Genomic DNA, 23565 nt, shown 5'->3' with positions numbered 1-23565 from the left:
TGCCCGGAGCATCGGCGCATGTGGCGATGCATCGCTCGGAGCAGGGCTCATCTACTTGATCCCGCTCATCATCACGCCGCGCACGAAGTACCGCTGGAGGAAGATGAACACCAGCAGCGCCGGGATGAACATGACCACGGCGGAGGCCATCAACGTCGCCAGCGAGACGTTCTGCGCCTGCAGACCGTTCAGGCCCACCGTGAGGACGTAGTTCTCCGGTGACTGCTGGGCGACCAGCGGCCAGAGGAAGTCGTTCCAGTGCCACAGGAACACGAAGGTGCCCAGGGTGGCGAGGATCGGCTTGGTCTGGGGCAGGATCACCGACCAGTACACGCGCAGCTCGCCGGCGCCGTCGATCTTGGCGGCGTCGATCAGCTCATCGGGGATGTCCTGCATGAACTGGCGCATCAGGAACATGGCCTGGGCGTTGGCGATGGTGGGCAGGATCAGGCCCCACATGGTGTCCAGCCCGCCGATCTGGCCCACCAGCAGGTACTGGGGGATGATCGTGAGCTGGTAGGGGATCATCAGCATCGCGATGAACACCCAGAAGATCACCTCGCGCCCCAGGAACCTCTTCTTCGCGAAGGCGTACCCGGCCATGGAGGCGAACAGCAGCACCAGCACCACCGAGACCACGGAGTAGATCGTGGTGTTCAGCGCCCAGCGCGGGATGTTCGAGCTGCGCAGGGCCTGCCGGTAGGCGTCCAGCGAGATGTCGGTGTTGAAGAAGATCTCCGGCACCTGCACCGGGACCCCCGGGTGCAGGGAGATGACCACCATCGAGATGAACGGGAACAGCGTCAGCGCGCCGATCAGGATCATCGGGATGTGGATCAGCTGCTTGCGCACCCTCACCGCACGGGGCGCACGGCGGGCGGCGAAGGGCTCGCGGCGCTCGGTGATCGCGCTCATGTGTCGTTCCTTCCCACGAGGCGGCGTTGGATCAGGGAGAGGATCAGGGTGATCACCAGCAGCACCACGCCCACGGCGCTGGCGTACCCGAACTCGAAGTAGCCGAAGCCCTGGTCGAAGACCATGAAGGTGAGGGTGTAGGAGCCGCGGGCGGGACCGCCGCCTGTCATCACGTAGATCATGTCGAAGGCCTGGAAGCTCTTGACGGTCTCCAGCACCAGCACGAAGAACAGCGCGGGCTTCAGCAGCGGCATGGTGATGTACCGGAAGCGGTGCCAGGCGCCGGCGCCGTCGAGCTCGGCGGCCTCGTAGTAGTCCGTGGGGATCGCGAGCATGCCGGCGAGCAGGATCAGCATGTTGTAGCCGAAGCTCCCCCATGCCGCGACCAGGGCCAGGGCGGGCAGCACCAGGTGCTTGTTCTGCAGCCAGGAGCCCAGCTCCAGCCCGGCGGTGCTGAGCAGCTCGTCGATCGGCCCGCCGCCGCTGAACAACCAGACGAAGATGATGCCGGAGATCACCGGCGAGGTCACCACGGGCAGGAAGAACAGGGAGCGGTAGAAGGACATCCCCCGCATCGTGCGGTTGCACAGCTGCGCCATCAGCAGCGAGAGCACCACGGACAGCGGGATCGCCAGCACCGCGTAGATGCCCGTCACGCGGAGCGAGTGCCAGAAGACGTCATCCGAGATCAGGCGGGCGAAGTTCTCCGTTCCGACCAGCCGGAACTTCCCTGACAGGGAGACGTCGCCGAAGCTCAGCAGCACGCCGTACAGCGCCGGGAGGATGCGGAAGGCTACGAAGAACGCGACGTACGGGAAGATGAACGCATAGGCGACGAGCGCGGCGCGGGAGGTGGCCAGCTCCTTCCAAGTGACTGTGCGGGCGACCGCCACAGGGCGTCCTGAGTCGGAGTCCGCCGTGCCCGGTTCATCGGGCACGTGGGGGCCGCCAGCGGCGCCGGGGGTTGCGGGGGCCACGGAAGTGGACATGCCGCTCCTCTCTGAGCTGTGGTCTGCTCGGCGCCGGGCACGCAGTCATCACGTGCCCGGCGCGGGTGGGACGACTCAGCCGCGCTCGAGCAGCTCGTTGACCGCGGATTCCATGGTGTCCAGTGCGGCCTGCGGGTCCTTCCCCTGCAGCAGCACGGCTTGGATCTCGGGCTTCATCACGTCGATGATCTCCCTCGCCTGGGCGTGGATGATCCCGGCGTTGACCACGTCGAGGTACTGCTCGAACTCGGCGACCTGCTCGTCGTCGTCATGGACGCCCGTGACGTCGGTGCGCGGCGGGTAGTACGTGAACTCTGAAGCCACGAACTCGATGAAGTCGGGCTCCGTGAGGTGGTGGACCCAGGCGGCCGCCGCCTCCGGGGACCCGGTGGTGTTGAAGATGGACAGGGCGCCGACGGAGCCTTTGGCGACCTGCTCCGCGTGGGTCATCGGCGGCACCACGGTCAACGGATCCTCGAGGATCTCGCGCACCTGACCGATGTTGGACCCCATGCTGTACACCACCTTCCCCTGCGCCATGTCGGTCTGCTCGAAGGGCAGGGTCACGCTGATCGGCTCGGTGGGAGCCCATCCGTTGTCCACGATCTCCTTGATGAACTCGAGCGCCTCGAGGCCCTCGGCGGAGTTGAAAGCAGCGGCGCTCAGATCCTCGGTGAGCACGTTGCCGCCCGCCTGCCACAGGTACATGTAGTAGCTGTGGTTCAGGGTGATGTCGCCGGAGTACTCGAGCAGGTAGTAGTCCTTCTCCTTGGCGGCCTCGCCGACGGCGCGCAGCTCGTCCCAGGTCGTGGGGGCCTCCATGCCGATCTCGTCGAGGATCCGCTGGTTGGCGAAGGCCTGCGAGGCCTGCATGAGCACGGGGGCCGCGTACAGTGTGTCCTCGTAGGTCATCGCTTCGAGGGAGGCGGGGACGAAGGCGCTGTCCCAGTCCTCGCGCAGGTCATCGAGGCTCACCAGGAGGTCCTCCTCGGCGAAGCGCGGCACGAAGTCGGGGTTGAAGTAGACGACGTCCGGAGCGTTCCCGCCGCTGATGGCGGTGGTCAGCTGCTCCTCGCGGTTCGCCCACGGCTGCTGGACGATCTCGACCTCGACGTTGGGGTACTTCTCCTTGAAGGACTCGACGAACGGGGCGTAGGACTCGGCGCTCGCGCTGTCGCTGAGCGGGTAGATCCACATGACGATCGAGCCGCTGAGCTCCTCGGAGCTCTCCGGCGGGGCCTCGACGGTGTCGCCGCCGCTCCCGCCGCAGGCGGCGAGTCCGAGCGCGGCGGCACTGACGGCACCGGCACCGAGGGCACTGCGGCGCGAGATTCTGTCGACCATGTCTCCTCCTTGAAACAGGTGGGTCGCCGACGGGGGTCGGCGAGAGTCCCGGGTCGTGCGGCCAGTGGTGGCCGTCGCTTTGCGCCTGCGCTGCGGGCACCGGGCCCGAGCACGACGGCAAACGATTTCTATACGCTAGCCCGCCATGTGACCCAGGTCAACGTCCGGTGGGTCACAAGAGGATCAAGCCCGGTGTGGGAGGGCCGTCAGGCCGAGTCCTCTCGGGTGCCAGGCCACGTGACCGTCCTGCACGATGACGGCCTCGGGCCGCCTCGCGGCCAGCTCCGCATTGGCCCCCGGGGCGTACTGGCGGCTGTTGTACTCGACCCCTGGCCAGGAGACTGGCAGCACCGCGGCGAGGCCGAGGGAGTGCTCGAGGGCGAGGTCCACCGCGGTGAGGTCCTGGACGGCGATGTGGAGATCGGCGGCGCTCGCGAGCGCCTGTGTGATCATCGCGTGGCTCTGCCCCTTGGCCGCCTTGATCACGACGCCGGACCATCCCTGCTCCGCGAGCGTGGCCAGCTGGGACAGCCTGCTGTATCCCTCGTCGAGCAGCACCGGGATCCGGGCGGACACCCTGCGCAGCTGATCCGGATCCGGTTCCTCGTCCCGCGGTGTGGGCTGCTCGAGATAGTCGATCGCGCTCACCACCTCCGGCCCCTCGCGCGCGAGCGCATCGAGCAGCCCGGAGAGAGCGGGCAGGGCGTAGGACTCGTTGGGGTCGAGGGAGAGCCGCAGGCCAGGGCGCAGTGGGGCGGCGACGCGGTGCACGGCGCGCAGGTGCTCGAGGTCCGCCCGGGCATCGCCGGTGAGCTTGAGCTTCAGATGGTGCACCCCGTCGGCCCGGATCCAGTCCTCGAGATCGCGCACCCCGGGGCCCGCCGCACCCGCCGTGAGCGGGTCCCCGACGCCGAGAGCGTGCTGCACCGGCAGCGCGCGGCGGGGCCGGCGCAGAGTGTCCGCGGGGTAGAGCCCCACCCCGAGCGCTCCGTGGCGGCTGAGGTCCTCGCGCAGGTGCTCCTTCGTGTACATCGACGTCAGAGAGATCCCGGCGGCCCGGGACCAGGCGTCGTGGAGGGCGTTGTCGACCGGCCCGAGGGCGAGCAGCCCGGCCAGGCGCGGGATGCTCTCGACGCCGGCACTGCGGGCCGCCTCCGCGAGCGTCGCATCGAGCTGCTCGTACAGCGGGTGCCAGAGCACGAAGGGATCGCCGAACCCCGGCGCCGCCGCCGCGCGCGCGGCGAGCTCGCTCACCAGGCCCCGCAGCACCTGGTCCCGTGCGCCCAGGTCGATCCCGGAGCGGGGCCAAGACCAGGGGACCGAGAGGATCCCCGCCCCCACCCCCGTGGCGGTGCGCCCGCTCCTCGAGACGACCTCCACGTGCACGGTGACCGCGGTGAAGTGGGTCATCGGGCGGCCGCTGATCACGAAAGGTGGCTCGAGCGCGACGTCCCGGAAGCGGACCTCCGCCTCCGTCACCCGGATGTCGCTGCTGCGCCCCTGCGGGGCCTGCTCGTCCACCACTCCTCCTCCCATCCCGCTGTGCACGCGCTCAGGAGCTGCGGGCGGGACCGGTCGATTCGCGCACCACCAGCTCGACGCCGAGGCGGCGCTCGATGGCGGCCTCGCCGTCGGCGGCGTGCGGGCGAAGCGCGAGATCCAGAGCGCCCATCCCCATCTCCCGCAGCGGCAGGCGCACGGTGGTCAGCGAGGGCGAGAGGTCGCGGGAGACGGCGATGTCGTTGAAGCCTGCCACGGAGACGTCCCCGGGCACGCTGCGCCCGCGGTCGCGCAGCTGCGCCAGCGCCCCCATGGCCATCTGGTCGGCGGAGCCGATCAGGGCGGTGAGACCGGGATGGTCGCGCAGCAGCACGCCGGCGGCGTGGTAGCCCTCGTCGCGGTTCGGCGGGCCGTGGTGGACGATGAGTCGCGCTCCGACCTCGTCGAACGCCTCCTTCAGCCCGTCATAGCGCTCCCGGCTGGAGCTCAGCGCCTCGGGCCCCGAGATCAGGGCGACCTCGCGGTGGCCGAGCCCGGCGAGATAGCGCCCGAGCAGGCGGCCGCCGCCACGGTTGTCGACCAGCACCCGATCCATCTCGACCACGGGGGTGCCGATGCCCACCACGTGCCCGCCCGCGGCGCGGAAGGACGTCACGCGGGTCGCGATCCCCTTTCGGTACTCCTCGTCGCTGAGCCCCGACCCGGCGATGATCACGGAGTGCGCGCGATGGGCCTGCAGCATCCGGAAGTACCCCAGCTCGCGCTCCGGATCTCGCTCCGTGTGACAGATGGTCACCAGCAGGTTCTGCGCTGTGGCGCGTTCATGGATCCCGTTGACGATCTCGGAGAAGTAGGGATCGCCCACATCGCCCACGAGCACGCCGATGGTGCCGGTGTTGCCGCGCAGCAGCCCCTGCGCCTGGGCGTTGGGGACGTAGTCGAGCTCCTTCGCGGCGGCCAGAACGCGTTCTCTCAGCTCGTCGACCACCGGGTACGTGCTCCCCGAGAGCACGCGGGAGGCCGTCGGAACGGAGACACCGGCGCGCTGTGCCACGACTTTGAGGGTCACTGCCATGGCCGGAGGATACCCGTGACGCCCGCAGCCTTGACGGCGGAACGGGTGCGGCATACAGTCGCACCTACGGGGAAATCCTTTTCTCACCCCGTTCACACCCACCGACGTGAGGACGATCAGTGTCGACCGCGATCACAGCCAACGCTGCCCCCCTGACCGCCCCGGCCGATGAGCAGGCGCTGGACGAGCTCCTCTCCCGGCCGCTGCCCGGCGTGGGCCGGGCTCTCGACGCGCTCGGAGGGGACATCGTGCTGCTCGGGGCCGGGGGCAAGATCGGCCCCACGATGTCCCTGATGGCGCGTCGCGCGCTGGACGAGGTGGGCTCCTCCGCCCGGGTCGTCGCGGTCTCGCGCTTCTCGGATCCCGCCCCACGGGAGCTGCTCGAGCAGGCCGGGGTGGTCGTCCATCCCGCGGACCTCTCGCGCTCCGAGTCCTACGCGGAGCTGCCGGACGCCGCCGGCATGTTCTACCTGGCGGCGATGAAGTTCGGCACCACCGGTCAGGAGCATCAGACCTGGTGGTCCAATGCGGCGATGCCCGCCCTCGTGGCCGACAGGTACCGCGGTGTGCCGTCGGTCGTCTACTCCACCGGGAACGTCTACCCGCTGTCCCCGCTCACCCGGGGAGGCTCCACCGAGCAGGATGAGCCGGCGCCCGTCGGCGAGTACGCGCAGTCCTGCCTGGCCCGTGAGCGCCTGTTCAGCTACGCGTCCCACACCTGGGGCACGCCCGTGTCGATCTTCCGGCTGAACTATGCCTGCGAGCTGCGCTACGGCGTGATCGCCGACATCGCCGAGAAGATCGCGGCCGGCCAGCCGGTCGATGTCACGATGCCGGCGGTCAACGTCGCCTGGCAGGGGGACATCAACGCCTGGGCGCTGCGGTCGATCGAGCTGGCCTCCGCTCCCCCGCGGCTGCTCAACGCCACGGGCCCCGAGATGGTCTCGGTGCGGCGCCTGGCGCACTGGCTCGGCGAGGAGATGGGGATCGAGCCGATGATCGTCGGCGAGGAGTCCGCCGACGCCCTGCTGAGCGACTCCTCCGAGATCCATGAGCTGTACGGCTATCCGTCGGTGCCGCTGCGCCGCCTGGTGCGCTGGGTGGGAGGCTGGGTCGCAGGAGGTGGGCGTCAGCTCGGCAAGGCGACCAAGTTCCAGCAGCGGGAGGGGAAGTTCTGATGACCGATCTCGAGGACCGCTCCACCCAGCCGCCCGCGTCATCCCGCACCGCCGCAGCTCCGGCGAGCGCACCCGCCTCCCTGCACGAGCGGCTGGACGCGGGCGTGGTGGTGCCCGCTCATCCTCTTGCGCTCGATGACTCCTCGCGCCTGGATCCTGCGGCCCAGCGCGCGCTGACCCTCTACCAGCTGGACGCCGGGGCGGACGGCCTCTCCGTGGGCGTGCACTCCACACAGTTCGAGCTGCACGACGACCCCGGCCTGCTGCGCACGGTGTGGGAGCTGGCAGCACGCACGGCCGACGAGCACGCGGCTGCGCCGAGCACCTCGGGCCCTGGGGCCGACGGGGCCGCGGCGAGTGCTCCCCTGCTGATCGCCGGGCTGGTCGGGGACACGGCGCAGGCCGTGCACGAGGCGGAGGTCGCCCGCGACCTCGGCTACCAGGCGGTGCTCATGAGCCCGTGGGGCATGGCTGATCGCAGCGAGCCGCGACTGCTCGAGCGCGCCGCCGCCGTCGGCGAGGTGCTGCCTACCATCGGCTTCTACCTGCAGGACAGCGTGGGCGGGATGCCGCTGTCGCGGTCCTTCTGGCGCTCGCTGTTCGATCTCGACTCGGTGGTGGCGGTCAAGACCGCGCCGTTCAACCGGTATCGCACCAATGACGTGATGCAGGAGCTGCTGGTCCATGACCGGTGGGACCAGGTGGCGGTGCTCACCGGCAACGACGATGCGATCGTCGCCGATCTGCTGACCCCGTACCGCCGCACCGTCGGCGGGGTGCAGCGGCAGGTGCGGGCGCGGGGCGGCCTTCTCGGCCAGTGGGCCGTGGGCACTCGCGCCGCCGTCGGCCTCGTGGCGCGGGCGAACGCCGAGGCGGAGTCCGGGGCGATCACCCCGGAGCTGCTCTCCCTGGCCGCCGATCTGGTCGAGATCAACGCCGGGGTGTTCGACGTGCTCCACGACTTCGCCGGATGCGTGCCGGGGATCAACGAGGTGCTCCGCCAGCAGGGCCTGCTGCGCACCACGAGGTGCCTGGGCCCCGATGTCCTCTCCCCCGGGCAGTCGGAGCTGATCCGCTCGCTCCGGGAGCGCTTCCCGGTGCTGTTCGACGAGGAGTTCATCGCCGAGGGGCTCTCGCGATGGCTGGACTGACCACCGAGCTCGTGGGGTGGGGATCCTCCTCCATGGCGCTGCTGGCCCCGGCGATGGAGGCGGTGCTGGCCCCGTGCGGCGTGCGCTTCCACGATCAGGGCCGCGGCGGCGAGACCTCCCATCACACGGCCGCCCGCCTCGGGGCGATCCCGCTGGAGGTCTCCGTCGAGGGCGGCCGCCTGCCGAGCGCCGGGACGGTGCGCCTGAAGCCCACCGCGCTGGATCTGGTCGCGCACTTCCTGCGACCCTTCGCGGGTGACGTAGCCGGGGTGCCCGCCGTGGTGCACGGTACCGAGGAGGGAGTCTTCCTCACGCGCCTTACCCCCGGGGATCCGGTCGCCGTCTGCGGGGACCCTTTCGTGCCCTCGAGCGGCAGCGCGCTGCGCGGCACCGATGCGCTGCTGTGGATGGGCAAGAACGATCTGCTGCGCGGGCAGGACGCCGCAGGCGTGGTGGAGCGGATCATCGCCTCCGCCCGTCACCTCGAGCAGGCAGGGGCGCGGGTCGTGGTGATCGGCCAGTTCGTGAACAACGGCGCGGAGCCTTCCGTCCGGGAGCAGGTGTTCGCCGTGAACGCCGCGTGCCAGGAGCACTTCGGTGCGGCGCACCTGGAGGTGCAGGAGTTCCTCACCTCGGCCGCCCTGCCGGAGCGCACCGGCGTCCCGCCCACCCCGGCCGATCTGCGAGCTCGCGCCGACGGCGAGAAGCCGCCGTCACTCTCCACCGATCCGGGACACTTCAACCAGCTCGGCAACGTCGCGATCGCTGGCCATCTCCGTGCCGGCCTGCAGGGTCTCGGCCTGCTCGACATTCCCGGCCTCGAGAGGAAGACCTCATGACCAGCATTCACCCCTCCCCCCGCGTGTACGTGGCGATCACGCCGCGCGAGCTCGCCGTCCTCTACGACGCGCCCACCCTGGCGCGCCTGCGCGCGGTGGCCGAGGTGGTCCTCGCTCCCGAGACGAGCGAGGACCGCGCGGCGCTGCCCGAGGGGCTCGCCGACGAGTACGACGTCCTCATCACCTCCTGGAGCACGGCGCCTTTCGCACCGGCCCAGCTGCTCGGCTCGCGCCTGCAGCTGGCCGTGCACACCGCCGGCACCCTCCGCGGCCTCTTCCCGAAGGAAGTCCTCTCACAGGGTGTGCGCCTCGCTCAGGGCGGCTCGGCCCCGATGGCCGCTGCGGTGGCGGAGCTGGCCCTCACGCTGACTCTGGTGCTGCTGCGGGACCTGCACTCGATGGACCGGCGGCTGCAGGCCAGCCGGGACTGGCACGAGGGCGGCTCCGGCAGGCTCACTCACGGGATCCGCGCCCAGACCATCGGCATCGTGGGGCTGTCCCGGGTGGGCCGCGAGTACGCCTCCATGGTGCGCGGCCTGGGCGTGCAGGACGTCCTGGCGCATGACCCCTTCACGAGTCCGGCCGACGCCGAGGAGATCGGCGCCGAGCTGGTGGACCTCGCGCAGCTGTGCGAGCGCAGCGATGTGCTGGCGATCCATGCCCCGGTGACCGACGAGACCCGGGGAATGCTCGACGCGGGCCTGCTGGCCCGTCTGCGGGACGGAGCGATCGTGGTGAACACCGCCCGCTCCGCGGTGATCGACATGGAAGCGCTCACCGCCGAGCTGGTCTCGGGGCGGCTGCGCGCGGGGCTGGACGTGTTCGACGTCGAACCCCTTCCTGCTGATTCCCCGCTCTACGGTCTGGACAACGTGGTGCTCACCCCGCACGTGGCCGGGGGCACCGTGGAGGCGCGCTTCGCCCAGGGCGCCGGGGTGGTGGACGCGGTCGCAGCGTTCCTCGCCGGGAAGCCGATGCAGTACGAGGTCACCGCGGAGATCTACGACCGCCTGTCCTGAACGCTCAGGCGATGCTCGCAGGGGCAGCGTCCTCGGCGAGCGCGACCGCCTTCTCGACCGAGCGCACGGGCTCGAGCACCCGCTGCACGCGGCCCGAACCGGGCCACCAGCTCGGTGCTGAGGGTGTGGATCAACCCCTCCCCCGCGAGCGGCTTGGCCTTGGCCTTGACCTGGAAGGCCACGCCGAAGCCCGCGTTGACGATGCCGCACACGGCGAGCAGCCACTGCTGCCAGTAGTTGGAGGCGGTGACGTCACGCAGCAGCCACAGCGCCGCGTCGTTGAGCACCCCGAAGGCAGCGCTACGACGCGAAGTTCTGATCCCCGGCCTCAGCCGACAGTACGGGCCCGTCCTCGTTCCGAGACGGGCCGCACTTCTTCGCACCGCTGTGCATCACGATGCCGCTGCAGGACATCCTGAAGCAGGAGCGATGGCACTCCCTTGATGAGGGCGGTCAGCCCGGCTCGTCCGGATCCCGCTCCACGCGCCGCCCTGCAACACCCAGCACGATCCCGGCGGTGAGCACCACCAGCGGGTACTCGTAGAGGTGGTCGATCATCGAGTGGATCGCGAGCGCGCACCAGGCGGCCACCGCGATCAGCGCTGCGGGCGCTCACGCACTCTCCCGCGGTTATCGAGGCTCTGCGCCGCGCACGAGATCGATCAGACAGAGCCCTGACGCCGGCACCATGACCCCGGGACGATGACCCCGCCGCTCGTGACATTCACCGTAGGGGTCCCTTCGCCGGGAGCCCGGACCGTCGTCTCATGACACCTGAGCACACTGATCACAGCACCTCTCGCCCGCCCACTCCGCTGCTGACCCTGCGGCTGTTGGCCATCGGATCAGCGGCGCTCATCGCCGGCCTGATCGTCGGCCTGCTCGGGTACTGCGCCGCAGGGAGCATCGCGGTCGCCTGCTCAGCGGCCTCGACGCCACCGGCCTCACCATCGAGCGCCTCCACCGCTGGACGGAGAATCCGTGACCCCCGCGGAGTCCGGCAGCGGCCGCGGTATCCGGGAGCCCCCTCTGTGGAGCTCGCTCGGCTCTGTCGTTCCCCGATCAGGGCGAGCTACTCATCGCGGAACACCACCACCTGACGTAGGAGACCGGATCCAGGCTCGTCGCCCGGATGACGATTCATCACGTACCTCGAGCTCCGCAACAACCCAGCCGATGTGCTGCGTCGTGTCGCAGCCGGAGAGGCAATGGAGGTGACCAACAACGGCACCGTCGTCGCGTACATCTCCCCGGGACCGACGCCAGCGATGCCTCTCCCCGTCTCCCACCCCGCCCATCTCTGCGGCGCGGGCCACCGCGGCGGCGCCCTCGGCGGCCAGGTTGTGGGCCCGGCTGTACTCGAGGAGCTCGGTCAGATCGGCGGTGCGCTGCTCACCGAGCTCCCCGGCGAGGGCGCACAGGGCATGGAACCCGGAGTTCCTGCGCGGGGGCTTCGCCGTCGACGACACGCTGCGTCCGGACCGCCTGGTTTGCGGGGTCGCAGACACCAGCGACGGCGAGGCCGAGATCGCACTCCTCGACGCCGTCTACCAGCAGATCCTCGATCTCGATACCCCCGGCGGGTGCCCAACTTTGAGTCTGCCGAGCTGGTCAAGGTATCGGCCAATTCTTTCCTCGCCACAAAGATCTCCTTCATCAACGCGATCTTCAAGCTTTGCGACGTAACCGGGGTCGATGTCGGCGACGTCACCGAGGCGATCGGATCGGGCCAAAGTTCCTCCGCGCCGGCATCGGCTTCGGCGGCGACTGCCTCCCCAAGGACATCCGCGGTCTGATCTCCCGCGCAGGCGAGCTCGGCACCGTCAACAGCTTCGCCTTCCTGCGCGACATCGATGCGATCAACCAGGGACGTCGCGAGTACGTGGTGCGACTCGCGAAGCGACTTCTCGAAGGAAGCGTCGACGGCAAGCGCATCGCCGTCTTGGGTGCTGCGTTCAAGCCGGACACCGATGATGTCCGCGACTCCCCAGCCCTCGACATCGCCCTGAAGCTCTACTCCGAGGGCGCCCGGGTGATCATCACCGATCCGGTGGCGAACGAGAACGTTCGGGGCAGGTACCCCTCGTTCCACGTCGAGGACTCGACAGAGGACACCCTGCGCGACGCCGATCTGGTCCTCCTCCTGACGGAATGGAAGCAGTACCGAGATCTCGACCCTCGTGCGGCAAAGGAACTTGTCTCCACCGCACAGATCATCGACGGACGCAACACCCTCGACCTCGCCACCTGGCGAGAGGCCGGGTGGCAAGTCGAGGCTCTCGGGCGGCCCTGAGCAGGCCTGCCAGGTGGCAGGCGCCGGCTCGGCGTCTGCCACCACCCGCCTCCGATGGCCGGACCTCACCCACCACCGAGAGGGTCTTCGTGTCTCCGTCTGACTCCGCGCCGCTGCGCATCCGGGTGACGAACCTGGACTCGGTGCACCAGGCGCAGACCTGGCGTCGGCACGGACCGCAAGAGGCGATCGACCGGACCGTCTCCATGTTCCGCTCGGCGCTGCTGCTCAGCGAGCAGATCATCGTGGACCGCAACCAGCTGCTCGACGGTGTGGTGCTGCTCGCCCTCGGCCCTGAGGGCCTGCGCTGGCATCTCGGGCTCCCGCAGCATGCACCGCTCCCGCTGGTCGTCACCGGTTCCGCTCCCCCGGGCTCCCCGTCGATCGACGTCGCCGAGCAGCTCGCCGCCGTCACCAGCCCGACCTTCACCTCCGCCGCCCGCGCCGCCCTCACCCGCGAGGCGGCACCGGACAGCCCCTGGGAATGGCTGCTCCCGCCGATGACCGACCCCGCCGCGACCCGTCTGCCGGCACGCCATGCCTCGACCCCCGCCGGACGCAGCATCGACGACGACCTCCAGGAGGCGCGCGTCGCCTGGGCGCACGCGATGACCCGCGGCGAGGTGACCACCGCGCCCTGGACGCAGATCTCCCAGGTCCCCGCCCCGGCATCGGGCGACCGCGTGCTGGAGCAGCATCCGGTGCTCACCGCACTCATCGACCTCGACGAGGTGCCCACCCGCCGCGGGCAGGTGCTCAAGATCCTCGCCGCCCAGCGCGCCGCGCACCCGCCTCGCCGTGATGCGCTCCCGCCTGTCGACCCGCGAGGTGCCGCCCCGCCAGGAGATCCCCTTCGAGGGCGAGATCGTCGACAACATGCGCCTGATCTCCCCGTTCGTGTTCCAGCAGCTGCGGCTCACCTCCCCGCACGCTTCCTCACCAGCCCCGGCGCGGGTCGGGCCGGCGCGGTCGCCGTCTGTCGTCGCGCCCGGGACGGCGAGCGGGAGACGCTGCTGGTGCGCGTGCGTCGACCCGTCGTCGGCCGGGAGCTGTGGGAGCTGCCCCGCGGCGCGGGGACGGCGAGGTAGAGGCCCGGTGCTGGTGCAGCGACCCGGAGATCCGCGCCCTGATCCGCGACGGGGAGATCGCGGACGGCATCACGCTCTCGGCGCTGCTGCTCGCCGGGCTCGGGGACTGAGGACGTCAGCGAGCGGCTGGCTCAGCTCGGCCTCGCACCGATCAGCACCAGCCGGTCCCCGGCGGCGACGGCCACCTGGCCGGGTGCGACGGGCGCGACGACCCAGACGTCGTCGGGTGTGAGCAGCGACCCGGTCACCTGGCCGGTGGCCGTGTCGACGGCGAGGATCCTGCGGGCGAGGGTCAGGTCGTCCCCCGCGAGGAAGGGGTTGCGGCCGGGGTGGTCCTCGACGTCGTAGTGCACCACGACCGCGCCGTGCGCCGCCTTGACCCCGGGGACGATCGTGGTGCCGGTGACCCCGAACGACCAGGTCTCCTCGCCGGTCGCAGGATCGACCGCGGTGATCTGCTGGTCGCGGCGCTGCACGACGACGTCCGTGCCGGGCACCCCGGTGCGGGGCGCGGCGCGGCTCGAGAAGAAGTCCAGCGGTCCGACCGCCTGCCGGGCCCCGGTCTCCGGATCCAGCGCATACGCCTCGACGGGGACGTCCTCGCCGAGCGTCTCGCCGTCGGCCTCCTGGACGGTGCGCAGGGTCCCGTAGATCCAGTCGCCGATCGCGACCGCGCCCCGGCCGAGGCACGGCAGATCCCGCTCCCAGGACACCCGGCCGTCGGCGGACCAGCCGCGGGTCGTGCACAGGCCGTCCAGCCCCTGCTCCGCCGACTCGTGGACGACGACGTCGCCCATCACCCCGAGGAAGCCCGTCACCTCGAGGGTCCCGAGCACCTCGCCGGTCGCGGGCTCGAGGAGATCCGTCGGCCGCGGCGCGCGGGTCGACGAGTCCGGGCCGTGCACCGCCGCGACCGCCGGGATCTCCCGCGGCTCCCCGGGATCGACGTCGACCTGGCGGACCGTGCGGAGGCCGAGCGGACGGGGATGGGAGGCGCGGGACCAGGCCTCCGTCCCGTCCGGGCCGATGCCGAGCGTGCGGCAGGACTCATGGTCGGCGTCGTCCGCGCAGGTGACGACCACGAGGGCACCATCGGCGGCGGCGACCGGGTCGCGGAGATGGTGGCGCTCGAGATCGATCTCGACGGGAGCGCCGTCCCCGTCTCCCACCGCCGCCTCGGCGGGATGGCTCCACAGCACCTCGCCGCCCGGGGAGATCCACTGGGTGAGGACCTGGCCCGGTCGGCTCTCGTGCTGCACCAGCACGTGCCCGTCGGTCGCGACATGGAAGCGCCGCGGCGTGCCTGCGCCCGACGGATCGTGCACCCACAGCTCTTCCCCGCTCGCGAGGTCCACCGCGTGGAGGCCCACATCGTCCGAGTACAGCAGCCGTGTCCCGTCGGAGTGGACCCTTCGCACGAACCCCTGGACGTCGAGGGACCACAGTGGGTCGCCGTGCAGCTCCCGGACGGCGAGGCGCCACGGGACGGCGACGGCGAGCGCGAGGACGAGGACGAGCAGAGCTGTGCCGAGGACGCGCCAGCGGGTGGTCGGCAGCGCCGTGAGCAGGACGAGCACGCCCACTGCCGCGAGCGCGAGGGCGAGCAGGTACGGGACGAGCCCCCCGCCGGTCCACAGCACCGCGCCGATCGCCGCCGCTCCGCCGAGCACGACCACCGCCCCGATGCCGATCCGCCGGCGCGCCTGCCGCTCCTCCATGGCCCCTCCCCTGGTGTCCTCACCTCGGGCGGTTCTCCCGCCCTGGTCAGTCAGGCTATCGAGGGCGCGGCCCGGGCGAGGCATCCTCGCCACGCCCCGGCCGGCGGAGGAGATGCGTCGTACCGCTCCCCGGGCTGGGCGACACTTTCGGCGGCTCACCCGGTCCGAGAGCTGAGCCTGTCTCTTCGGGGCCGGCAACGACCCCGCCCGTCGTCGACCGATGCACACTCACCAACCCCGCCGCATACCACGCTGGGTATGCTTGGCGTCATGACCGTGCCGCTCCAGGATGCCCCCCGGGTGCTCCGCGCCGCTCGCGAGGATGCCGGGATGACGCAGCGTGCGCTGGCCGAGGCGGTCGGTGCCCAGCAGCCGCACATCGCAGGCATCGAATCCGGGCGTCGAGCGGTCTCCGCCGAGATGCTCGCCCGATTGCTCGCCGCGGCGGACTACCGCCCCTCCCTCGCTCTGGCCGCTCATCGGGACGAGCTGCTGGCCCTCGCCGAGCGGCGGGGGCTCCGCCACGTCAGAGTCTTCGGCTCCGTCGCCCGAGGATCGGACCACCACCAGTCCGATGTCGACCTCCTGGTGTCCCGGGACCCTGACTCCGGCCCCCTGGACTATGCGCTCTTCGTCGCCGACGCGTCCGACCTGCTCGGGTTCCCGGTCGACGTGGCGATCGACGGGGTGGAGACGCCCGAGCACCTCCGGGAGACGGCGGTGCCGCTGTGAGCTCGGCAGACGATTCCCCGTCGGCGCGGCACCGGTGGCGGATCCAGGGCCGCGCCGAGCGCGAAGCCCCCGGTGCGCCCTCGCCCGCAGAGGCGCTGCTGGTCGAGCTCGACCGCATCCAGGTCCGCCTCGACGATGTCATCGAGCAGGGGCGCCCGGCCTTCTTCGAGGGCTCGGACAGTTATGACCGGGCGACAGTGGCCGTCATCCGACTCGCCGCGCTGTTCGAGGAGCCGAGCCGCTTCGCACCATTCCTCACCACAGTGGCGGACGACGAGCGTCGCGGCATCACCACCACGAGGAACATCGCCGCACACAGCGGATACCGGGCGATGGACGCCGACCTCTTCTGGCAGACCACCACGGAGCACCTGCCGGGCGTCATCGCGCGTCTCCGCACTGAAGTCGAGTCGGCTCCCTGACGGCGCAACTCACCGAATTGTCCGCTGTGCTTCCACTACTGGAAGCACAGCGGGCAAAACCGTGAGGGGCGGGCCTCAGCAAGCCCGCTCACTGGCTCACCCCTCGAGGATCACCTGCTCCAGCTGCTCCTCCGGCATCTCGTCCACCGCCGGCTTGCGCAGCACGAAGAACACGATGCCCAGCACCACCCAGGCGGCCAGGGCGACCAGCGGCTCGGTGGCCAGAGCGCCCGGGGAGCCGGGCACGATCAGCAGCAGCAGGAAGCCCACCGACAGCACCGCCCCCACGATGGCGATCATCTTCGCCAGCTTGGTCTTTCCCGGCGACCAGCCGTCCTCCTCGGCGATCTTGAACGCCACCAGGCAGGTGACGAAGTAGGCCACGGTCACGCCCACCGAGGTCATGTCCACGATCCATAGCAGCGCCGAGCGGCCGAAGAACGGCGACGGGGAGGCGATCAGGATCGCTGCGGCCACCGCCACCACCGGGGTGCCGAAGCGGTGGCTGACCCGCCCCAGCACGGGCGGCAGCATCCGGGCCCGGCCCATGGTCATCAGGATCCGGCTGGCCGAGACGGTGAACCCGTTCAGGCCGGTGATCACGCCCATGACCACGGCGATCACCACCAGGGCCCGGCCCCCCGGGCCCAGCATCGCGGTGATCGCATCGGCCGTGGCCCACACGGAACCGTCGACGCTGCCGCCGGCGTGGGAGGCCGCCACCGAGGTCACCAGGATCATCGTGAGGTAGGTGGCGCCGGAGGCGAAGATCGCAGCCACGATCAGGCCCATCGCCTTCTTCGGGGAGAAGTCGAACCCACCGGCCGCCTGTGGCACATTGTCGAAACCCACGAACGCCCACGGCGCGAACGCCACCATGATCGCGATCGCCGCGATCGGGGAGGCCTCCGAGGGGAAGCCCTGGTACAGCGGCACGGGGTCCTGGAGGTACAGCACCGCGGTCCACACCAGGACGATGCCCACCGCGGCCATCATGATCACGCAGGCGTAGAACTGGAAGCGGCCCGAGAGCGCCGCGCCACGGGCGTTGAGCGCACCGGCGATCACCATCGCGGCCAGGGCCACCACCACCTCAGGGGCATGGATGTCCCAGCCGGCGATCGTGTACAGGTAGCTGCGCTCCATGACTGAGGGGAACAGCTGGCGGAACACCAGAGTCATCGCCGAGGCGTTCAGCGCGATGATGCACGCGTACGCCAGAGCCAGGAACCAGCCCACCACGAAGGAGGCGTACCTCCCGAAGGCGTGCAGCGTGAAGGAGAGCTCCCCACCGGTGACCGGCAGCGCCCGGATCACCAGACCGTAGGAGACGGCGATGATCGCCATCAGCACCGTGCCGATCGCGAAGCCGATCAGGGCACCGGCGGTGCCGCCGTCGGCCAGCCACTCCACCGGCAGGATGGACGCGCCCCAGCCCACGGCAGAGCCCAGCGCGATCGCGAACACCCACGCGGGCTTCATCGTCCTGTCGAGCTTGCGGGTCTAGGCGTGCGCGGTGGCGTCGGCCGGGGCGGGCGCGGGGCTGTCCGATGCGGACATGAAGAGGCTCCAGTAATCCGGGGGCGTGACTGGGGACACACACTACCGGCGTTCGGCCTGGTCGTGCGTCACCCCCGCTGCAGGTACTCCCCCAGCGGACGCATGTGGTCCCCCACCGCAAAGCCGGTGGCTTCGATCTTCGTCAGGTCCAGCACGGAGTTCCGGGGCCGCGGCGCGACAGTGCCATCGCCCTCGGCCTTCCCCTGCGCGGAGTAGTAGTCGGCCGTGGCCACCGGCCTCACCCGGGATCGGTCGTGACCGGTCAGGGCGAACACCTCTGCGGCGATGTCGGCCCAGGACAGCGCCTCCCCACCCCCGGTCACGTCGTACACCCCGGGCTCGGGACGCACGGTGAGCAGGTGATCGATCGCGGCGGCCAGATCCTCGGTGAACGTGAGGCGACCGATCTGGTCGTCCACCACGGCGGGGTCCACGCCCCGCTCGGCGAGGGAGGCCATGGTGCGCACGAAGTTGGCGCCCTCGCCGATCACCCAGCTGGTGCGCAGCACATAGTGGTCCGACAGCGTCGCCACCAGCTGATCCCCCGCCGCCTTCGTCTGCCCGTACACGCCCAGCGGGCTCAGCGGCTCGTCCTCGTCATGCAGCTCCACCGTGCCATCGAACACGTAGTCGCTTGAGACGTGCACCAGCGTGGCCCGCTGCGCACGCGCCACCTCCACCAGGCGCCCCACGCCCGTGACGTTCACCGCCCACGCCTCGCGCCGGCCCTCGTCGGTCTCCGCCCCATCGACCGCTGTGTACGCCGCGGCGTTCACGATGGTCCCGTAGGGCCCGAAGTCGAACGCCGCGACGCTCTGGGCATCCGCGAGGTTCAACTGCGCCCGGTCCACGACGTCCACATCGGCCCGCCCCGCCCACCGCTGCGTGAGCGCGCGCCCCAACTGACCACCCGCACCGATCACCAGGGTGCGGCGCGGCGGCACCGGCGTCACCTCCGAAAGGCGGGGGTGGGCGAGGTCCTTCGCCGAGCGCACCGCCTGATCGAGCGGAATCGGCCACGGGATCGCCACCGTCTCATCGGCGAGGTTCAGGAACGTGTACTGCTCCTGGGCTGCCTCCGACCAGTGGTCATTGACCAGGTAGGTGTACGCCGCCGGGGCCTCGAGCGTCTGGAACGCATTGCCCACCCCGCGCGGCACGAACACCGCCACCCCCGGCGTGATCTCCGTGTGGAACGTGGCGCCGAAGCTGGGGCCCTCGCGCAGATCCACCCAGGCGCCGAACACGCTGCCCATGGCGACCGACACGTACTTGTCCCACGGCTCAGCGTGGATGCCGCGCGTCACCCCCCGTTCCGCATTGAAGGAGATGCTGTTCTGCACCGGGCCGAAGTCCGGCAGGCCCGCCGCGGTCATCTTCTCGCGCTGCCAGTTCTCCTTGAACCAGCCGCGCGCATCCCCGTGCAGGGGCAGGTCAAGAACCAGCAGGCCCGGGATCGGCGTGCTGTGAACGGTGGGAGAGCTCATCGGTTCCTCACTGCCCCGTGCGGGCGTACTTCTGCTCCGTGGCCGCCTTCTGGCCGCGCCACCAGTCCTCATGCTCCCGATACCAGGCGACCGTATCCGCGAGCCCCGCCGCGAAATCCGCGTACCGCGGCTCCCAGCCCAGCTCCTCACGCAGCCGCGTCGCATCGATCGCGTAGCGCAGATCGTGTCCCGGCCGATCCGGGACGTGATCGAAATCCTCGGCGTCCCGGCCGAACGCCTCCAGGATCATCCCCACCACCTCACGGTTCGACAGCTCCCCGTCGGCCCCGATCAGGTACGTCTCCCCGATCCGGCCGCGATCCAGAATGTCCAGGACCGCCCGGTTGTGGTCATCCACGTGGATCCAGTCGCGCACATTCGCGCCCGCCCCGTACAGCCGCGGACGGATCCCGTCGATCAGATTCGTGATCTGCCGCGGAATGAACTTCTCCACATGCTGACGCGGCCCATAGTTGTTCGAGCAGTTCGAGATCGTCGCTGCCACTCCGAAGGACCGCACCCACGCCCGCACCAGCAGGTCACTGCCCGCCTTCGTGGCCGAATAGGGGCTCGAGGGGTTGTACGGCGTGTGCTCGGTGAAGCGCTCCGGCGTGCCCAGCGGCAGATCCCCGTACACCTCATCGGTGGAAACATGATGGAACCGCACATCATGCCGCCGCACCGCCTCCAGCAGCGTGAACGTGCCCTCCAGGTTCGTGCGCAGGAACGGCGAGGGGTCACTCAGCGAGTTGTCGTTGTGGGACTCGGCGGCCAGGTGGATCACCGCATCGGCCTGCTTCACCAGGGAATCCACGAGGTCCGGGTTCGCGATATCGCCCTCAACGAAGGTGACGCGATCCTTCGGCAGACCATCCAGCGAGGCCCGGTTGCCCGCATAGGTCAGCGCATCCAACACCGTCACCGTGTCCGAGGTGTGCTCGGCGACGTGATGCACCAGGTTCGCGCCGATGAAACCGGCACCGCCGGTGATCAGCAGGTGGCGGGGGGTGGGGGTCATCGGGTCTCCTCTCGCTCCAACACATCCAGCAGATACCGGCCGTACCCGGACTTCACGAGCGGCTCGGCCCGCTCGCGCAGCTGGTCGGCGCTGAGGTAGCCCATCCGCCAGGCCACCTCCTCCGGCGCACCGATCGACAGGCCCTGGCGCTTCTGCACCGTGCGGATGAACTCCCCCGCCGCCGCGAGATCATCGAACGTCCCCGTATCCAGCCACGCCGTGCCGCGCGTCAGCACCTCCACCTGCAGGTTCCCCTCCTCCAGGTACGTGCGGTTCAGATCCGTGATCTCCAGCTCCCCACGGGCCGACGGCCGCAGCGCCTTCGCCCGCTCCACCACCGTGGAGTCATAGAAGTACAGGCCCGGCACCGCCAGATTCGAGCGCGGCTGCTGCGGCTTCTCCTGCAGCGAGATCGCGCGGCCATCGGCCCCCACCTCCACCACGCCATACGCGGTGGGGTCCGCCACCCGGTAGCCGAACACCGCCGCGCCCTCCACCTCCAGGTGGCGGCGCAGCTGCGTGCCCATGCCGTGGCCGTAGAACAGGTTGTCGCCCAGGATCAGCGCCGCGCGGTCACCGCCCAGGAACTCCTCGCCCAGCACGAACGCCTGCGCGAGCCCATCGGGCGAGGGCTGCGTGGTGTATCGGATCGAAATGCCGAAACGATCCCCGTCCCCCAGCACCCGCTGGAACGCATCAGAGTCCTGCGGGGTGGTGATGACCAGGACCTCCGTGATCCCCGCGAGCATCAGCGTGCTCAGCGGGTAGTAGATCATCGGCTTGTCATAGACCGGCATCAGCTGCTTCGAGACGCCGATCGTCAGCGGATGCAGGCGGCTGCCGGTCCCCCCGGCCAGGATGATTCCTCGCATACCGGTGAGTATGGCAGAGGGGCAACCAGCCTCACCTCACCGCGGGATGTTCCGCAGGTTGCTCGCAGCCATGTCCAGCATCTTGCCCACGCCACCGCCCAGCAGCACCTTCGTGGACGCGGTGGCGAAACCGCGGATCTGCTGGGCGGTGATGTGCGGCGGCATCGACAGCGCATCCGGGTCCGTGACCACGTCGATCAGCACCGGGCCCGGGCTCGCCAGCGCCTGCGCCATCTGCTTCTTCAGCTTCTTCGGGTCGGTGATCCGCACCGACGGGATGCCCACCGCCGCCGCGATCGCCGCGAAGTCCACCTGCTCATGGTCGGTCTCGTGATCCGGGATGCCCTCCACCAGCATCTCCAGCTTCACCATGCCCAGGCTCGCATTGTTGAACACCACGATCTTCACGGGCGCCTGGTGCAGCTTCACCGTCAGCAACTCACCCATCAGCATGCCCAGCCCACCGTCGCCGCTCATCGAGATGACCTGCCGGTCCGGGAACGTCATCGCCGCCCCGATCGCCTGCGGCAGGGCGTTGGCCATCGTGCCGTGATGCCAGGAGCCGAACACTCGGCGCTTCCCATTGGGCGTGATGTACCGGGCGCCCCACACGTTGCACATGCCGGTGTCCACCGTGAACACCGCGTCCTCCGCCGCGAGGTCGTCCAGCGTGGCCGCCACGAACTCCGGGTGGATCGGCCTCATCCGCTCCACGTTCTTCGTGTACGCCGCGACCACGCCGGACAGCGCCTTGTGGTGCTGCTTGAGCATCTTCTTCAAGAACGCGTTGGACTTCTTGGCCGTCAGCAGCGGCAGCACCGCCTGCAACGTGAGCGCCACATCCCCATGCACCGCCAGGTCCAGTGGGGCGCGGCGGCCCAGGCGAGAGGCATCGGCGTCGATCTGCACCAGACGCGGCCCCTTCCGCGAACCCTCCTGCGGCAGGAACTCCGAGTACGGGAAGTCCGTGCCCAGCAGGATCACCAGATCCGCCTCATGCATCGCCTCGTAGCAGGCGCCATACCCCAGCAGACCGCTCATGCCCACGTCGAAGGGGTTGTCGTACTGGATCCACTCCTTGCCGCCGAAAGCATGCCCGATCGGCGCCTTCACCCGTTCGGCGAGCGCGAGCGTCTCCTCACGCGCCTCCCGCACCCCGGCGCCAGCGAACAGGGTCACGGTGTCCGCCGCGTCGATCATCTCCGCCAGACGTCCGACGGGGCCCGCCGCAGGCTGGACCCGCCCCAGCTCCGTGGCCAGGTTGTTCGTCTGCGCACCCGCGACCCGTTCATCGGCCACATCACCGGGGACCACCAGCACGCTCACCCCCCGCTTGGCCACTGCCGTCTGGATAGCGGTGTGCAGCAATGTGGTGCCATGCTCCCCGGAGTTCACCATCTCGCAGAAGTGAGAGCACTCGCGGAACATGGCCTCCGGGTGGGTCTCCTGGAAGAAGCCGGTGCCAATCTTCGGGCTCGGAATATGGGAGGCGATCGCGAGCACCGGCGCACCGTCACGATGCGCATCGAACAGGCCCTGGATCAGGTGGGTGTTGCCCGGGCCGCAGGACCCGGCGCATACCGCGAGCTTCCCCGTCAGCCGGGCCTCCGCACCGGCCGCGAACGCCCCGGCCTCCTCATTGCGCACATGCACCCAGTCGATGCCGTCCGTGGTGCGGATCGCGTCCACGATCGGGTTCAGCGAATCGCCGACCACCCCGTAGATGCGCTCCACGCCGAGGTCACGCAGCTGCGTGACGAGGAGCTGAGCGAAAGTGGTGCCGGCCATGGGTGCCTCCGAGATATCGAGGGGATGGGTCCTGGCGAGGTCGAGCTCACCGGGTGCGGGCGGCCCCAGGCCCGATGAGGCTGGGACTGGCAGGGCGTGAGCCCTCGGCCCGCTGCCACCGACGGTACTCTCACGGCCGGGCGCGTGCAGTATGCAGGTGGTCGGTCACCTCAGTGCCGTCCGCGGAATCACACCGCGAGCCGGGACCGGCGAGACGCCGCCGCGCGCCTTACCACTCGGACCCGTTACCTTGTGAGCACCCTCGATGGTCGGGGGTCTGGTCGCTCGGCCGGGTATGGCTTTGTTGCCCTGCCTTCAATGGTCCGGGGGGTGTTGCCGCCCGGTCGAGAGACACGCGTTGACCGCTGATAGGGACACGGCCCAGCACTGCTGAGGTCTCTTCGTAACGTTGGTGCCGGTGTCCCGTGTCAAGTTGTTGGCAGGATTATGGGGCCAGCAAAATTGGGGGTGTCGGGGCTGGCGTGCCCGAGGTGGACGTCCAGGGGCCGGTTCCAGGCGATGGCCTCGTGGGGCCGCACCGTGTTGTACTCCAGCCGGTACTCCTCGGCGTGGCGGG

Annotated in this window: 22 protein-coding genes and 1 pseudogene; 10 read left to right on the top strand and 13 right to left on the bottom strand. The window is 70.1% G+C overall.

All coding sequences use genetic code 11. The features are described from left to right. Positions 1-51: 51 nt before the first annotated feature. From CJ197_RS11570 to CJ197_RS11550, 5 genes are all read right to left on the bottom strand, one after another. Positions 52-915, bottom strand: a complete 864-nt coding sequence (locus tag CJ197_RS11570; protein ID WP_102236910.1) for a carbohydrate ABC transporter permease — start codon at positions 913-915, stop codon at positions 52-54. Beyond that, the gene (locus CJ197_RS11565; RefSeq protein WP_102236909.1) at positions 912-1904 is read right to left on the bottom strand and encodes a carbohydrate ABC transporter permease; all 993 of its coding nucleotides are present in this window, start codon (positions 1902-1904) and stop codon (positions 912-914) included. The genes CJ197_RS11570 and CJ197_RS11565 overlap by 4 nt, the downstream gene beginning before the upstream one ends. A gap of 75 nt (positions 1905-1979) precedes the next feature. Continuing rightward, positions 1980-3248 carry a sugar ABC transporter substrate-binding protein gene (locus CJ197_RS11560; protein ID WP_102236908.1) on the bottom strand — a complete coding sequence of 423 codons (1269 nt, stop codon included), beginning with the start codon at positions 3246-3248 and terminating at the stop codon, positions 1980-1982. A gap of 183 nt (positions 3249-3431) precedes the next feature. Next, on the bottom strand, positions 3432-4769 hold the full coding sequence (locus CJ197_RS11555; RefSeq protein WP_102236907.1) for an enolase C-terminal domain-like protein: 1338 nt from the start codon (positions 4767-4769) through the stop codon (positions 3432-3434). A gap of 31 nt (positions 4770-4800) precedes the next feature. Beyond that, positions 4801-5823 (bottom strand): LacI family DNA-binding transcriptional regulator, encoded by a 1023-nt coding sequence (locus CJ197_RS11550; protein ID WP_158239473.1) that lies wholly within the window; start codon positions 5821-5823, stop codon positions 4801-4803. Between the two features lie 119 nt (positions 5824-5942). On the opposite strand from CJ197_RS11550, the gene CJ197_RS11545 reads away from it, so the two are divergent. From CJ197_RS11545 to CJ197_RS11530, 4 genes are read left to right on the top strand one after another with little or no spacing between them, the layout of a single operon-like run. Further along, entirely contained in the window at positions 5943-7001 is a 1059-nt protein-coding gene (locus CJ197_RS11545; protein WP_199173922.1) for an NAD(P)-dependent oxidoreductase, read from the top strand. After that, entirely contained in the window at positions 7001-8152 is a 1152-nt protein-coding gene (locus CJ197_RS11540) for a dihydrodipicolinate synthase family protein (RefSeq protein WP_233190886.1), read from the top strand. Before CJ197_RS11545 ends, CJ197_RS11540 begins: the two co-directional genes overlap by 1 nt. Next, positions 8140-8991 (top strand): hypothetical protein, encoded by an 852-nt coding sequence (locus CJ197_RS11535; RefSeq protein WP_102236905.1) that lies wholly within the window; start codon positions 8140-8142, stop codon positions 8989-8991. The genes CJ197_RS11540 and CJ197_RS11535 overlap by 13 nt, the downstream gene beginning before the upstream one ends. After that, positions 8988-10010 (top strand): hydroxyacid dehydrogenase, encoded by a 1023-nt coding sequence (locus CJ197_RS11530; protein WP_102236904.1) that lies wholly within the window; start codon positions 8988-8990, stop codon positions 10008-10010. The genes CJ197_RS11535 and CJ197_RS11530 overlap by 4 nt, the downstream gene beginning before the upstream one ends. On the opposite strand, the gene CJ197_RS11525 is transcribed toward CJ197_RS11530, so the two are convergent. Continuing rightward, the gene (locus CJ197_RS11525; protein WP_102236903.1) at positions 9992-10297 is read right to left on the bottom strand and encodes a hypothetical protein; all 306 of its coding nucleotides are present in this window, start codon (positions 10295-10297) and stop codon (positions 9992-9994) included. The genes CJ197_RS11530 and CJ197_RS11525 overlap by 19 nt on opposite strands. 166 nt (positions 10298-10463) lie before the next feature. Further along, positions 10464-10601 carry a hypothetical protein gene (locus CJ197_RS15205; RefSeq protein ID WP_158239472.1) on the bottom strand — a complete coding sequence of 46 codons (138 nt, stop codon included), beginning with the start codon at positions 10599-10601 and terminating at the stop codon, positions 10464-10466. 551 nt (positions 10602-11152) lie between these two features. Between CJ197_RS15205 and CJ197_RS15915 the strand changes: the two are divergent. The 4 genes and pseudogenes from CJ197_RS15915 to CJ197_RS15195 form a co-directional block, all read left to right on the top strand. Beyond that, a pseudogene (locus tag CJ197_RS15915) lies at positions 11153-11817 on the top strand (type II toxin-antitoxin system prevent-host-death family antitoxin); the annotation flags it as partial. Positions 11818-11892: 75 nt separating this feature from the next. After that, a complete protein-coding gene (locus CJ197_RS15590; RefSeq protein ID WP_369801543.1) occupies positions 11893-12303 on the top strand; it encodes a UDP binding domain-containing protein in 411 nt (136 codons plus the stop codon). 89 nt (positions 12304-12392) lie between these two features. Next, positions 12393-13391: a hypothetical protein gene (locus tag CJ197_RS11510; RefSeq protein ID WP_102236902.1), complete on the top strand. Its 999-nt coding sequence runs from the start codon at positions 12393-12395 to the stop codon at positions 13389-13391. Next, a complete protein-coding gene (locus tag CJ197_RS15195) occupies positions 13355-13501 on the top strand; it encodes a hypothetical protein (RefSeq protein ID WP_158239470.1) in 147 nt (48 codons plus the stop codon). Before CJ197_RS11510 ends, CJ197_RS15195 begins: the two co-directional genes overlap by 37 nt. A 21-nt stretch (positions 13502-13522) precedes the next feature. Here CJ197_RS15195 and CJ197_RS11505 read toward each other — a convergent pair whose 3' ends face one another. After that, a complete protein-coding gene (locus CJ197_RS11505; RefSeq protein WP_102236901.1) occupies positions 13523-15109 on the bottom strand; it encodes a PQQ-binding-like beta-propeller repeat protein in 1587 nt (528 codons plus the stop codon). A 270-nt stretch (positions 15110-15379) separates the two neighbouring features. On the opposite strand from CJ197_RS11505, the gene CJ197_RS11500 reads away from it, so the two are divergent. After that, entirely contained in the window at positions 15380-15841 is a 462-nt protein-coding gene (locus CJ197_RS11500; RefSeq protein WP_158239469.1) for an XRE family transcriptional regulator, read from the top strand. Then, the gene (locus tag CJ197_RS11495) at positions 15838-16263 is read left to right on the top strand and encodes an antitoxin (protein WP_102236899.1); all 426 of its coding nucleotides are present in this window, start codon (positions 15838-15840) and stop codon (positions 16261-16263) included. Before CJ197_RS11500 ends, CJ197_RS11495 begins: the two co-directional genes overlap by 4 nt. Before the next feature lie 96 nt (positions 16264-16359). Here CJ197_RS11495 and CJ197_RS11490 read toward each other — a convergent pair whose 3' ends face one another. From CJ197_RS11490 to CJ197_RS11470, 5 genes are all read right to left on the bottom strand, one after another. Next, positions 16360-17745, bottom strand: coding sequence for an APC family permease (locus CJ197_RS11490; protein ID WP_102236898.1), 1386 nt, complete (start codon positions 17743-17745; stop codon positions 16360-16362). A 146-nt stretch (positions 17746-17891) separates the two neighbouring features. Then, positions 17892-19310, bottom strand: a complete 1419-nt coding sequence (locus tag CJ197_RS11485; RefSeq protein WP_102236897.1) for a bifunctional dTDP-4-dehydrorhamnose 3,5-epimerase family protein/NAD(P)-dependent oxidoreductase — start codon at positions 19308-19310, stop codon at positions 17892-17894. Between the two features lie 7 nt (positions 19311-19317). After that, positions 19318-20328: a dTDP-glucose 4,6-dehydratase gene (rfbB, locus tag CJ197_RS11480; RefSeq protein WP_102236896.1), complete on the bottom strand. Its 1011-nt coding sequence runs from the start codon at positions 20326-20328 to the stop codon at positions 19318-19320. Beyond that, positions 20325-21200: a glucose-1-phosphate thymidylyltransferase RfbA gene (gene rfbA, locus CJ197_RS11475; protein ID WP_102236895.1), complete on the bottom strand. Its 876-nt coding sequence runs from the start codon at positions 21198-21200 to the stop codon at positions 20325-20327. The genes rfbB and rfbA overlap by 4 nt, the downstream gene beginning before the upstream one ends. Positions 21201-21236: 36 nt before the next feature. Next, a complete protein-coding gene (locus CJ197_RS11470) occupies positions 21237-22988 on the bottom strand; it encodes a pyruvate dehydrogenase (protein ID WP_102236894.1) in 1752 nt (583 codons plus the stop codon). Positions 22989-23565: the final 577 nt, after the last annotated feature.

Origin of the sequence: Brachybacterium sp. UMB0905, from assembly GCF_002871795.1 — a bacterium.
GTDB lineage: Bacteria > Actinomycetota > Actinomycetes > Actinomycetales > Dermabacteraceae > Brachybacterium.
Note: the sequence above shows the minus strand (reverse complement) of the source record. Positions and strands in the feature narration are given on the sequence as shown.

Bases quoted from the DNA above. Each gene is read 5' to 3' on its own strand.
- CJ197_RS11570 (WP_102236910.1), bottom strand. From the start codon at position 915: ATGAGCGCGATCACCGAGCGCCGCGAGCCCTTCGCCGCCCGCCGTGCG.
- CJ197_RS11565 (WP_102236909.1), bottom strand. From the start codon at position 1,904: ATGTCCACTTCCGTGGCCCCCGCAACCCCCGGCGCCGCTGGCGGCCCC.
- CJ197_RS11560 (WP_102236908.1), bottom strand. From the start codon at position 3,248: ATGGTCGACAGAATCTCGCGCCGCAGTGCCCTCGGTGCCGGTGCCGTC.
- CJ197_RS11550 (WP_158239473.1), bottom strand. From the start codon at position 5,823: ATGGCAGTGACCCTCAAAGTCGTGGCACAGCGCGCCGGTGTCTCCGTT.
- CJ197_RS11540 (WP_233190886.1), top strand. From the start codon at position 7,001: ATGACCGATCTCGAGGACCGCTCCACCCAGCCGCCCGCGTCATCCCGC.
- CJ197_RS11535 (WP_102236905.1), top strand. From the start codon at position 8,140: ATGGCTGGACTGACCACCGAGCTCGTGGGGTGGGGATCCTCCTCCATG.
- CJ197_RS11530 (WP_102236904.1), top strand. From the start codon at position 8,988: ATGACCAGCATTCACCCCTCCCCCCGCGTGTACGTGGCGATCACGCCG.
- CJ197_RS11505 (WP_102236901.1), bottom strand. From the start codon at position 15,109: ATGGAGGAGCGGCAGGCGCGCCGGCGGATCGGCATCGGGGCGGTGGTC.
- CJ197_RS11500 (WP_158239469.1), top strand. From the start codon at position 15,380: ATGACCGTGCCGCTCCAGGATGCCCCCCGGGTGCTCCGCGCCGCTCGC.
- CJ197_RS11490 (WP_102236898.1), bottom strand. From the start codon at position 17,745: ATGAAGCCCGCGTGGGTGTTCGCGATCGCGCTGGGCTCTGCCGTGGGC.
- CJ197_RS11485 (WP_102236897.1), bottom strand. From the start codon at position 19,310: ATGAGCTCTCCCACCGTTCACAGCACGCCGATCCCGGGCCTGCTGGTT.
- rfbB (WP_102236896.1), bottom strand. From the start codon at position 20,328: ATGACCCCCACCCCCCGCCACCTGCTGATCACCGGCGGTGCCGGTTTC.
- rfbA (WP_102236895.1), bottom strand. From the start codon at position 21,200: ATGCGAGGAATCATCCTGGCCGGGGGGACCGGCAGCCGCCTGCATCCG.
- CJ197_RS11470 (WP_102236894.1), bottom strand. From the start codon at position 22,988: ATGGCCGGCACCACTTTCGCTCAGCTCCTCGTCACGCAGCTGCGTGAC.